Source organism: Enterobacter sp. UCD-UG_FMILLET, from assembly GCF_000762975.1.
Classification (GTDB): Bacteria; Pseudomonadota; Gammaproteobacteria; order Enterobacterales; family Enterobacteriaceae; genus Enterobacter; species Enterobacter dykesii.
In genome coordinates, this window is the sequence record NZ_JRJC01000027.1 from 50,247 (window position 1) to 62,339 (window position 12,093).

A 12,093-nucleotide genomic window follows, 5' to 3' on the forward strand; every position below is an offset into this window, starting at 1 on the left:
ACTTATGCCTACTCCAAACCCGCTGGCCCCCGTGAAAGGTGCCGGTACCACCCTCTGGCTTTACACCGGAACGGGCAACGCTTTCGCTAACCCACTCTCGGATATCGACTGGAACCGCCTAGCTAAAATTAAAGAGCTGACGCCGGGCGAAATGACCGCCGAATCGTATGACGACACTTACCTCGACGACGAGGATGCCGACTGGAACGCGACGGCCCAGGGGGCAAAATCTGCTGGCGATACCTCTTTCACCCTCGCCTGGAAGCCGGGCGAAGAAGGGCAAAAAGACCTTGTCGCATGGTTTATTGATGGCTCAGTACGCTATTACAAAATCAAATACCCGAACGGTACCGTCGACGTTTTCCGCGGCTGGTGCAGCAGCCTGGGTAAAGCCATTCCGGCAAAAGAGGTCATTACCCGTACAGCGAAAATCACCAATACCGGCAAGCCGGAACTGGCAGAAGAAAGCGGGACCCCGAATATCCCCGTGACCGGCGTTACGCTCGATAAAGCCACGGCAAGCGTGGCCGTCGGCGCAACCACAACGCTCAATGTGACGGTTAACCCTGCCAGCGCCTCAGATACCTCGTTCCGCGTGGCAACCTCCGACGGGGCAAAAGCAACGGTCACCGTCACCGGCGTGGCGGCAGGCACCGCTGACGTTATTGTTATGACCAGCGACGGTAATTTCGTTGCGGTCTGCAAAGTCACCGTAACTGCAGCGTAAGGAAGGACGCATGTTTCTGAAAAAAGAGAAGTTCACCTGGCAAACAGAATCCCTGACCATCTTCGAGCTGTCGGCGTTGCAGCGTATTGAGTACATCACGTTTATGGCCGCAGAGGAAAAGGCCGTCAGCGCTGACAGCGACGGCATCAGCGATCAGGAAATGACGGCCAGGCTGATAGGCTCAAATATTCGCTGCGGTGCGCGTTTGATCGCGATGTCTTTGTGGCATAACGATCCGGCTGGCACGGATGTGGAAACGCTTTATCAGCAGGTGCTTAGCGGCTGGCCGCCGGAGGCGATCGGTAAAGCAGAGATGGAAATAAAGCTGCTCTCCGGCATGCTCGTTCCGGTTGATGATGACAACGTTGCCGATCCGGATGCCTCAGCGGAGGCCGAAAGCGCTGAACCCTTTACGGCGGAAAAGCCCTTGCCAGCGAGCTGAAGTTTGTCCTGAATCTGGCGCGCGAGTTCGGGAGACCCGACTGGCGCGCCATGCTGGCTGGAATGACTTCCAGTGAACTGGGCGACTGGCACCAGTTCTACCGGGAGCATTATTTTCAGGACGCGCAGCTCGATGCGCATTTCTCAGAGCTGCTTTATTCCATCTCCACCCTTTTCTTCCGCGATCCGGAACTTACCCCCGCACATTTCAGCCTGCTTTCTCCTTCCGGTATCGTCATCAGCGATGACGAGCCGGATGATGATTCGCTGATGGCCGCAGCTGAGGGGATAACAGGAGGTATCCGATATGGCCCAGCAGATTAGCGATCTGGTCATCAACCTTGACGTCGACAGCGCCACGTTTAGTGAGCAGGTTGCCCGCATAAAGGGCCAGCTAACCGGGATGGCTGAGGACTCTGAAAAAGTCCAGACCCGAATGCAGCGCGCTTCCGAGCGGCAGGCGGCTGCGTTTAAAACCGTGGGCGACGCTGGCGCGGCGGCTGCTGCAGATATGAAATCCCGCCAGTCGGCCGCAACGGAAGGGCTGACCAAAGACTGGCAGAACGTTTCCAGGTCCGTTGATGAAACTCACCGCCGCGTGACCGAGCTTAATCAGCGCATGCGTGAGAATGACGGGCAGGCCGCAGCGCTTGCCCGTCGACAGGATGAACTGGCGGCATCATTTTTCCGCCAGATTGACGGCGTTCGCCAGCTCAATGGTGAGACACAGTCGCTTGCGAACGTGCAGGCGCGCTTTCGCGCAGCGAGGGCACAGGGCAACATAACCCAGCAGGATTATCTCGCCCTTATTTCCCGCACCACGGCCCGGCAAAAAGAACTGCAGATCGTGGAGGAAAAATCGGCCGCAGCGCGCACGCGATTCCTCAGCCAGCTGAAGCAACAGGTTGCAGAGCAAAAGCTCTCCGGTACCGAGCTGCTGCGCATGAAGGCGGCGCAGGTCGGTGCCAGCGATGCGGCTGAGGTCTATATCCGCAAGCTTGAAGCTGCCAAAGTGGCCACGCATGGTCTGGGGCTGCAAAGTGCTGCTGCCCGGCAGGAGCTGGGGGTACTTATCGGCGAGGTCATGCGCGGTAACTTCGGTGCGCTGCGCGGCTCCGGGATCACGCTGGCGAACCGGGCAGGATGGATAGACCAGCTGCTGTCGCTGCGCGGCCTGGGGATCGCCGGCCTGGTTGGTGGGATTGCCGCGGCGGTATTCGGGCTGGGTAAGGCCTGGTATGACGGCAGCAAAGAGTCTGAGGAATTTAACAGGCAGCTGATCCTGACCGGGAACTACGCGGGGAAAACATCAGGGCAGCTGCAGGCGCTGGCGCGCTCGCTGGCAGGTAATGGCATCACGCAGCATGCCGCTGCAGGCGTGCTGGCGCAGGTCGTTGGCAGCGGCGCGTTCAGCGGTAATGACGTCAGCATGGTCAGCAATGTTGCCGCCAGGCTGCAGCAGGCTACCGGACAGGCCGTCGACGAAACCATAAATCAATTTAAACGTCTGAAGGATGATCCGGTTAACGCAGTCGCTACGCTCAACGATTCCCTTCACTTTCTGACGGCTACCCAGTATGAACAGATAGCTTCTGCTCAGGCGCTGGGGGATTCGCAGAAAGCTGCCGAGCTGGCCATGCGGGCATATTCCGACGCGGTCATTCAGCGCGCCGGGGCGGTCGAGGATAATCTTGGCTCCCTCGAAAAAGCCTGGAACTGGGTGAAGAATGCCGCCTCCGGCGCATGGGATGCGATGCTTGGCATAGGGCGTAATCCTGACTCCGCGATGAAGCGCCAGGACTCTTTTGCTGAATGGCAGGCAGCAGAGAAAGAGTACCGCGCGCTGTCCAGCAATCTTAAAGTCGATCCGGATTATGCCGGTAACAACGTTCTGCAGAAAGCGGATGCGGAAAGGCTGAGAAACGCGCGCCAGCAGGTGGAGCTGAAAAAGCAGGCTTACGATCTTGCCGATCAGCAATATGCCCAGGAAGGGCTGGCAGCCGCGCGGGAAAAAATGCGGACGGACCAGCAGGCTCAGGCAATCCGCAACCAGCAGCAGTTTAATCAGCTGGTGGAGTCCGGCGCGACGGCGGCAGAAAAGCGGGCTTCAGCAGAGAAAAAGCTGAGTCAGCTTATTGAGAAAAACCGCCAGGATGCGAAAGACGGTGTCGCCACGCTGTGGACTGAAAAGGACATTGCCGCGGCCCGCGCCGGGATTGAAAAGCAGTGGAAGGATCCAAAAACGCCGAAAGGCAAAAGCTACTCAACGCCCGCCGGGGATAAAGCCGAGGAAAAGGCGCAGGCCGAACTTCTCACCCTTCAGGCCCAGCTTAAAACGCTCGAGCAGCATACCAGCGTGAACGACGTCATAAGCAAACAGCGTCAGGATCTCTGGCAGACTGAAAATCAGTTCACCGTTCTGCAGGAGGCCGCGGGGCGTCGACAGCTTACGGTACAGGAAAAATCCCTGCTGGCGCACAAGGAAGAAACGCTCGAGTACAAACGGCAGCTGGCCGACCTGGGCGATAAGGTTGCCAGCCAGCAAAAGCTCAACCAGCTGGCCGATCAGGCCGTGAAGTTTGAGCAGCAGCAAAAAGCCGCCAGGGCGGGCCTGCAGGCTCAGTCTGAGGGGGTATCCACCCGGGAAGCCGGGCGACAAACTACGCTGCAACGCCTCAGCGAAAGCTATTCCTACAGTCCTCAGGCACAGCAAAAGGTTCTGGAAGAGCAAAGGGCGACGTTCGAGGCTGAAGATGCCCTGCGCGCAAACTGGCTGGCCGGTGCTAAACAAGGCTGGGCTGAATATCAGGACTCAGCGACAAACGTCTTCAGCTCGGTACAGCAGATTTCGCAGGCAACGTTCAGCGGGCTGGCGGGCCAGCTTACCAGCCTGACAACAACCGGGAAGGCGAGCTTCAGGGACTTCACGACGTCGATCCTCAAAATGATTGTCTCCGTTATCAACCAGCTGCTGGTGGCCTACACCATCCAGAGCGCGATGGGCTGGGTGAATGGTGGTACCAATACAGCATCTGCAGGTCAGTCATTTTCGGTTCCGTCTTTCCGCCCTACGGGCTTTGACGCAGGCGGCTTTACCGGGCATGGCGGCAAGTACGAGCCAGCCGGTATCGTTCACCGCGGGGAGTTCGTCTTCACCAAAGAGTCAACCAGCCGCATCGGCGTGGCCAATCTTTATCGGCTGATGCGCGGGTATGCATCCGGTGGTCTGGTCGGCGGGGGGAGCGCAGCAGCTTCTGGTATCGGTGGGATTAACGTTTACGCACCCGTTTCAGTGACTACAGCGCAGTCTAACGATACGAAGCAGCAACAGAGTGGTGATGGTGCACTTGCTCAGGCTTATCAGAAAGTGGTTGATCGTTCGGTCCGCGAAGGCATCGCGCGCGAAATAAGGCCTGGGGGAATCATCTGGAATGCCAATAAACAGAGGTAAATGATGGCCATAGAGCATTTTGCATGGAAGATTCAGGCAGCAAGCCAGCCCACTCTGAGCAGCAAAGATACAGTCAGAACGGCGCAGTTCGGTGATGGGTACAAGCAGGTATGTGGTTCTGGCCTGAACGATGAGGTTCTAAATTATGCCTTTTCTTTTACTGGCGATCCGGTAACAGCCAGGGAGATTCATTCATTCCTGCGGAGGCATAAAACCAAGTCTTTCACATTCACTCCACCTGGTGGTGATATAGCCCTCTGGCGTGTTGAGGCTGACAGCCTTCAGCGAGTCACCCTGAATAAAAAAGTGGAAACCGTAACCGCAACGTTTGAACAGGCATTTGCACCATGAGCCTTAATGCTGATTATCAAAAACTCGAGCCGGGCAATGAAGTCCGGCTTTTTTCTGTCGATGGTACGGCCTTCGGCATGTCAGATGTGCTTTTCTTCCATGCGCATAATATCGCGCATACACCAGAAGAGATTGATGCTGCTGGTGGGGATGAAAGTAAACTGCCAGCGAAATCCATCTGGTGGCAGGGGCAGGAATACAAAGCGTGGCCCTGCCAGATTGAGGGGATTGAGGCTTCCACCAGTGGGAGCAGCGCGCAGCCTAAATTATCTGTTGCTAACCTCGACAGCTCTATCACTGCGCTCTGTCTTGCCTATGATGATCTGCTGCAGGCGAAGGTCACTATCCATGATACGTTGGCCTGCTACCTTGATGCCCGAAATTTTCCAGACGGGAACCCAGCGGCAGACCCTACGCAGGAAAAGGTGAAAGTATTTTACATCGATGCCAAAACCGCAGAGACGAACGAGTCCGTGGAGTTCACACTTTCAAGTCCGATGGACCTGCAGGGACTGATGATTCCGACGCGACAGCTGCATTCGCTCTGTACCTGGTGCATCCGGAATAAGTATCGCACCGGCGACGGCTGCGACTATGCCGGGACCAACTATTTCGACAAAAACAATAACCCGGTCAGCGATCCGTCCCTGGATGAATGCAGCGGCACTCTGACGGCCTGCAAACTTCGGTTCGGCGAAAATAACGAACTCTCGTTTGGTGGCTTCCCGGGGACGTCTTTGATCAGGAGCTGATATGCATCAGAAAACCATTGATGCCATTATGGCGCATGCTGCAGCTGAATATCCTCGTGAGTGCTGTGGCGTCGTGGCGCAGAAAAGCCGCGTTGAACGTTATTTCCCGTGCCGTAATCTTGCCGAGGCGCCAGAGGACAATTTTGTCCTTTGTCCGGAAGATTACGCAGCAGCTGAAGACTGGGGAACTGTGATCGCCATTGCTCACAGTCACCCTGATGCCACGACGCAACCAAGCGAACTGGATAAAGCGCAATGCGATGCAACGCTTTTACCCTGGCACATCGTGAGCTGGCCGGAGGGGGACTTACGCACCATTCAGCCGCGTGGAGAACTGCCACTGCTGGAGCGTCCGTTTGTGCTCGGACACTATGACTGCTGGGGGCTGGTCATGAGCTATTTCCGGCAAACCCACGGTATCGAGCTCCACGACTATCGGGTTGACTATCCCTGGTGGGAAAAGGGCTATCCGGACAACTTCTATCAGGATTGCTGGTACGAGTGCGGCTTCCGGGAATTCGACGGACCACCGAGGCCTGGCGATATGGTTATCATGCAGGTCCAGGCCGATAAATGGAATCACGCGGGGATCCTGCTTGAGGGCAATATGCTACTGCATCATCTGTACGGACATCTTAGCCAGCGCGTGCCGTATGGTGGTTACTGGCAGGAACGGACGATGAAGATTTTACGTTACAAATCTCTGTGCTAACCTTTTGCAAAACCAAAGGGGTTAGGGATATGAAAAAAACATTATTGGCATTTTCATTGTTAATTATGGCTGGTTGTTCGACAGAGCCAGTTCTCCCGCAGTATGCAAAAGAAGTGTCAGCACCAAAAGAATTTCAACAGAAAACAAACACAACTGCCGTGACTATCATTCGCGATAAAGGTTTCGTTGCTGGTGGGTGCGCTATTACAACCTATATCAATGGTAAGTATTTGGCTGAACTTGATACTGGGGAAAAAGTTACTGCTTTCTTAAACCCTGGCGATGTATTGGTTGGAGCAGGGTTTGCCGGGAAAGGCCTATGTAATGGCGCACCTAAAAAAGAACGGGAGTTTTCAATAAAAGAAAATGCTCCACGAGCTTTAAGGATATTTATCGACCAAAGTGGGAATGTGGACATACTCCCGATGTCGATAAACTAGAGTCTATTTTTAATATTAAAAGGCCACCTTCGGGTGGTTTTTTTATCGGGGTGATTCATGTCAGATGTAATGACACGCATTGAACTTGGCGGCGTTCTAGGAAAGACTTTTGGTAAAACACATTATCGCTCGATAAGCACAACCCAAGAAGCCTGCAAAGCCTTATCTGCAACGATTAATGGTTTCGAAAAATTCATGAATACGAGTAAGCAAAGAGGACTTTCTTATGCGGTTTTTCGAGGGAAGAAAAATATAGGCATTGATGAATTAGGTTTTCCTGTTAAGGGTGAGGTTATAAGAATAGTACCAGTGCCGATTGGAAGTAAAAAAGCAGGTGTATTACAAACTATTTTAGGTGCGGTATTAGTAGCAGTAGGGGTGGTATTGAATTTCACACCATTTGCAGGAGCATCACCATTTTTCTATCAAGCTGGTGGCGCTTTGATCCTTGGTGGTGTTGTCCAAATGCTATCACCTCAACCAACTGGATTAGCCAGCAAACAAAGTGCAGACAACCGCGCCTCATACGCGTTCGGTGGAGTGACAAACACCGCTGCTCAGGGCTACCCGGTACCGCTGCTTTATGGTCGCCGGCAAATCGGCGGAGCGATTATTTCAGCCGGAATTTATGTCGAAGATCAGCAGTAGATAACAAACCTTTTTTCAGGCCACCTTCGGGTGGCTTTTTTATGGGCGCAATATGGCTACAGAAAAAGTGTTAAAGGGCCGCAAGGGCGGCAGTTCCAGTTCCCGAACCCCTACTGAACAGCCAGATGATCTTCAATCTGTAGCGAAGGCTAAAATCCTCGTTGCGCTTGGGGAAGGGGAGTTTGCAGGGCAGCTAACCGGCAAAGATATTTACCTGGACGGAACGGCGCTGGAGAACTCCGACGGCTCACAAAACTTCAGCGGCGTGACATGGGAGTTTCGCGCGGGAACGCAGGCACAAAATTACATTCAGGGCATTCCCGGTACCGAAAACGAAATCAGCGTGGGTACTGAAGTTTCCAGTGTTACCGCATGGACACGCACTTTCACTAACACCCAGCTATCGGCAGTACGCCTGCGTCTGAAATGGCCGTCTCTGTTTAAGCAGGAAGATGACGGGGATTTGGTCGGCTATGCGATCAACTATGCGATTGACCTGCAGACGGACGGCGGAACATGGCAGACGGTACTCAATACCAGCGTGACCGGGAAAACAACCTCTGGTTACGAGCGTAGCCACCGAATTGATTTACCTCAGGCTGGCAGTACCTGGACAATCAGACTGCGTAAGATTACAGCCGATGCTAACAGCGCGAAGACTGGCGACACGATGACATTGCAGAGCTTCACTGAGGTGATCGACGCCAAGTTGCGCTATCCGAACACCGCGCTGCTGTACATTGAATTCGACTCCAGCCAGTTTAACGGCTCAATCCCGCAGATCTCCTGTGAGCCCCGCGGTCGTGTTATCCGCGTTCCTGATAATTATGACGCTGAAACCCGAACCTACAGCGGTACTTGGACCGGGGCGTTTAAATGGGCATGGACGGATAACCCAGCGTGGATTTTTTACGATCTGGTGGTTACCGACCGTTTCGGCCTTGGTAACCGACTTACTGCGGCTAACATCGATAAATGGACGTTGTATCAGGTGGCTCAGTATTGCGATCAGCAGGTACCGGACGGGAAAGGCGGAAACGGTACCGAACCACGGTATACCTGCAACGTCTATATCCAGGACCGTAACGATGCTTACACTGTGTTGCGTGATTTTGCCGCTATCTTCCGCGGCATGACTTACTGGGGCGGGGATCAGATCGTTGCTCTGGCTGACATGCCACGTGATGTTGATTACAGCTATACGCGCGCGAACGTTATTGACGGTCGCTTCACCTATTCGAGCAGCACCACGAAAACCCGATACACCACAGCGCTGGTATCCTGGTCCGATCCGGATAACGCCTACGCTGACGCGATGGAGCCTGTGTTTGAGCAGGCGCTGGTGGCACGTTACGGCTTTAATCAACTGGAGATGACGGCTATCGGATGCACCCGGCAATCAGAAGCAAACAGAAAAGGCCGCTGGGGCATCCTCACCAACAATAAAGACCGTGTTGTTTCGTTCGATGTCGGCCTGGATGGAAACATACCACAGCCGGGCTACATCATCGCCGTGGCCGACGAACTGCTTTCCGGAAAAGTTATGGGCGGCCGCATCAGCGCCGTTAACGGTCGCGTAATCAAACTTGACCGCGTGGCAGATGCGGCAGCAGGTGATCGCCTTATTCTCAACCTACCTTCCGGAGAGTCGCAGAGCAGGACCATTCAGGCCGTGAACGGTGAATTAGTCACAGTTACCACGGCATACAGTGAGACGCCACAGGCCGAAGCTGTTTGGGTGGTGGAATCTGACGAGCTTTACGCTCAGCAGTACCGCGTTGTCAGCGTAAGCGATAACGATAATGGCACCTTCTCGATCACCGCTGCATGGCACGATCCGGATAAATATGCCCGTATCGATACTGGCGCAATTATCGATCAGCGGCCAGTAAGTGTAATACCTCCTGGTAATCAGTCACCGCCAGCTAACATCGTGATCAGCTCGTTTTCAGTGGTTCAGCAGAATATCAGCGTCGAAACGATGCGCGTCAGCTGGGACCAGGCGCAGAACGCTATCGCCTATGAGGGGCAGTGGCGCCGCAATGACGGAAACTGGGTGAACATGCCGCGCAGCTCCACCACGTCATTTGACGTCCCGGGGATTTATTCCGGGCGCTACCTAGTGCGCGTGCGCGCAATTAATGCCGCTGAAATTTCCTCAGGATGGGGATATTCAGAAGAGAAGATCCTGACCGGCAAAGTAGGTAATCCGCCTAAGCCAGTAGGATTCACGGCCACTGGCATTAACTGGGGGATTCGTCTGAACTGGGGTTTCCCGGCAAACACCGGCGATACGCTAAAAACGGAAATTCAGTACACTGCCAACAGTGACTTTTCAGACCCACTCTTGCTCTCAGATGTGCCTTATCCATCTGCGGAATACACCCAACTCGGCCTTAAAGCAGGGCAGGAATTCTGGTACCGCGCGCAACTGGTAGACAGAACGGGTAACGAGTCCGGGTATACCGACTGGATCAGGGGGATGTCTAACGATAACGCCGATGATTATCTAGGTGATATTGCAGACGATTTCCTTACCTCTGCTGATGGGGAGCGCCTCACTGGTGACATCGATACCAATATTGAGGGAATTCTTCAGAACGCCCTGGCGAACCACGGAGCCGTCGAGCACCAGTGGGCACAGTACGGGGAAGTGCGTGCCGATATCCTGGTTGTTAAAACGACCGTTGCTGAAGTTGATAAGGCAATGGCCGAACTTTCAACGCAGGTGCAGGCGCAGATAGAGGACGTTACTGCAGCACTGGAGGACAAGCTTACCGCCGTCGTCGATGCCTCCGGCGCTTCGGCGATCTATACCCTCAAAGCAGGCGTTAGGATAAACGGCATTATGTATAACGCCGGGATGTCGATTGCCGTTCTGGCGCAGGCAGGGCAGCCGATCGTTACCCGCGTTGGTTTCAACGCTAACCAGTTCGTGCTGATGAGTGGCAGTGGAGATACCCAGTATTCACCGTTCGCGGTGATAAATGGCCAGGTATTTATCAGCTCAGCGTTTATTCAGGATGGCACGATCACCAATGCCAAAATCGGCAATTTCATCCAGTCAAATAATTATGTTGCAGGGGCGCAGGGATGGCGAATTGATAAAAACGGGACGTTCGAAATTAACGGCGTAGCTGGAGGGGGGAGAATGTTGATAACCAGCACTCTTATTCAGATTTACGACAGCAACAACGTGCTGCGCGTCAGAATGGGGTTATGGTAATGCCGCAGGGTTTACAATGCTGGGATAGTGCAGGGCGTATTGCTGTAGATCTAACTGATTATGCAATCAGATATATAGGGACCACATCTGTAACGTTTGCTGCTGGAGAAACGGTAAAAGACGTTTATTTTTCGGGTATAACTCAGCATGGCTCATTTATAACGATTGTATCGTCGGGGGTAACTGCGAATGAATATTACTGCCGCGCTTTTAATGGCGGCTTCACTGCATTCTATTTACCGATCACTGGCAGTCCTGCATTCACTTTCACAGTTGAGGTATATAACTTTCAATGAGCGGTTTCGAAGTTTACAACAGTGACGGAAAGTTGCTTGTTGACTCTCAAAACAGGTCCACCCTTTTTTATGATCAGCGCTCGCTGGGTGCTGTTACCGATAAAGGGTTTTACCGCGTGGATAGCCCGTTCGGTGACGGAAGTACGCTGGGTTTCACACAGCAACAATTCTGGAATGACGGAACCTTGCGGTGGCTTAAACTGGACGTGAACAAGTATGGTTTACCCGGAGCTGAGCTTCTTGAAGACAATGCAGGCAGCATGATCCGCACGACGAGAAACATCGGAATGCAGAGCGGCTACCTGGATGTTTTCGATAGTGCCGGAAATCTTATCTGGAGTGCTGCATCAGCATCGAAAATGCCAAGGGTTGTTGGCTTCTTTGACGTGCCGGCGAACTATGACCTGCAGAACAATACCTTTGTGATAAACCTCAGCTTTACCCCGTGGATTCTGGTGAATAACTGCCCCGGAAACCTCAGTGATGATGGAGGGGTAACGGGTTACTCAGGCATTGCTCTGAAGTGGACTGGCTCGCAGCTGCAGGGCCGATACATCTCAAAAAATCAGCGTAGCTGGAGCCAGACACTCCAGGGGCGTGGGTTACGAATCCCCATCGCTCAGTTTGTCGGCATTTGATGCTGGTGGAACGCGGGGGTAATGCGTGGCGATCATGTTTTGCCTAACCCCCTTTGCTGGCTCGAACCTGTACACAACATCAAAATTATCTGCTTTCTTATAGCAAATATTACTCAGTCGCTTATTAACATGACGGCTAAAAATACCATTGCTACTATCGGAAATAACGTTAACTTTCCTTTTTGCACAGTCGATGTTGACGTGAATATCACCACCAAGTGATAAGCGCGCTGCATCTACTTGGTAATCCATTTTGAAATTATATTCTTTTTCATGGCCAGAGCAGCCAAACATAAAAAATGTAATGGCTGTGAGTAAAAGACGAGTTTTCATGTAATTCCCTTTTGTTGTTATGGGTGAATTTTAATCTAATGATGTGTTTTTTCTCAAACACAAAAGGGTTTTTATCCT

The 12,093-nt window shown here is 53.3% G+C and carries 12 protein-coding genes; 11 read left to right on the plus strand and 1 reads right to left on the minus strand.

Annotated elements, in window-relative coordinates; translation table 11 throughout:
* Window positions 1-4 precede the first annotated feature (4 nt).
* From LA04_RS12960 to LA04_RS13015, 11 genes are all read left to right on the plus strand, one after another.
* Window positions 5-727, plus strand: a complete 723-nt coding sequence (locus LA04_RS12960; protein WP_047651888.1) for a phage tail protein — start codon at window positions 5-7, stop codon at window positions 725-727.
* A 10-nt stretch (window positions 728-737) separates the two neighbouring features.
* Window positions 738-1,169: a phage tail assembly chaperone G gene (gpG, locus tag LA04_RS12965; protein WP_047651889.1), complete on the plus strand. Its 432-nt coding sequence runs from the start codon at window positions 738-740 to the stop codon at window positions 1,167-1,169.
* Window positions 1,170-1,219: 50 nt separating this feature from the next.
* Window positions 1,220-1,492, plus strand: a complete 273-nt coding sequence (locus LA04_RS12970; RefSeq protein WP_047651891.1) for a phage tail assembly protein T — start codon at window positions 1,220-1,222, stop codon at window positions 1,490-1,492.
* On the plus strand, window positions 1,476-4,619 hold the full coding sequence (locus LA04_RS12975) for a phage tail tape measure protein (RefSeq protein WP_047651892.1): 3,144 nt from the start codon (window positions 1,476-1,478) through the stop codon (window positions 4,617-4,619). Before LA04_RS12970 ends, LA04_RS12975 begins: the two co-directional genes overlap by 17 nt.
* 3 nt (window positions 4,620-4,622) lie before the next feature.
* Entirely contained in the window at window positions 4,623-4,970 is a 348-nt protein-coding gene (locus LA04_RS12980) for a phage tail protein (protein WP_047651991.1), read from the plus strand.
* Window positions 4,967-5,722, plus strand: a complete 756-nt coding sequence (locus LA04_RS12985; protein ID WP_047651894.1) for a phage minor tail protein L — start codon at window positions 4,967-4,969, stop codon at window positions 5,720-5,722. The genes LA04_RS12980 and LA04_RS12985 overlap by 4 nt, the downstream gene beginning before the upstream one ends.
* 1 nt (window position 5,723) lies before the next feature.
* Complete coding sequence (locus tag LA04_RS12990; protein WP_047651895.1) at window positions 5,724-6,434, plus strand: C40 family peptidase; 711 nt, start codon at window positions 5,724-5,726, stop codon at window positions 6,432-6,434.
* 29 nt (window positions 6,435-6,463) lie between these two features.
* The gene (locus tag LA04_RS12995) at window positions 6,464-6,874 is read left to right on the plus strand and encodes a hypothetical protein (protein WP_200882527.1); all 411 of its coding nucleotides are present in this window, start codon (window positions 6,464-6,466) and stop codon (window positions 6,872-6,874) included.
* 57 nt (window positions 6,875-6,931) lie between these two features.
* Complete coding sequence (locus LA04_RS13000; RefSeq protein WP_047651899.1) at window positions 6,932-7,522, plus strand: tail assembly protein; 591 nt, start codon at window positions 6,932-6,934, stop codon at window positions 7,520-7,522.
* Window positions 7,523-7,574: 52 nt separating this feature from the next.
* Window positions 7,575-10,748: a host specificity protein J gene (locus tag LA04_RS13005; RefSeq protein ID WP_047651901.1), complete on the plus strand. Its 3,174-nt coding sequence runs from the start codon at window positions 7,575-7,577 to the stop codon at window positions 10,746-10,748.
* Between the two features lie 292 nt (window positions 10,749-11,040).
* On the plus strand, window positions 11,041-11,682 hold the full coding sequence (locus tag LA04_RS13015; RefSeq protein WP_047651904.1) for a hypothetical protein: 642 nt from the start codon (window positions 11,041-11,043) through the stop codon (window positions 11,680-11,682).
* On the opposite strand, the gene LA04_RS24430 is transcribed toward LA04_RS13015, so the two are convergent.
* On the minus strand, window positions 11,647-12,015 hold the full coding sequence (locus LA04_RS24430) for a hypothetical protein (protein WP_152594370.1): 369 nt from the start codon (window positions 12,013-12,015) through the stop codon (window positions 11,647-11,649). The genes LA04_RS13015 and LA04_RS24430 overlap by 36 nt on opposite strands.
* Between the last annotated feature and the right edge of the window lie 78 nt (window positions 12,016-12,093).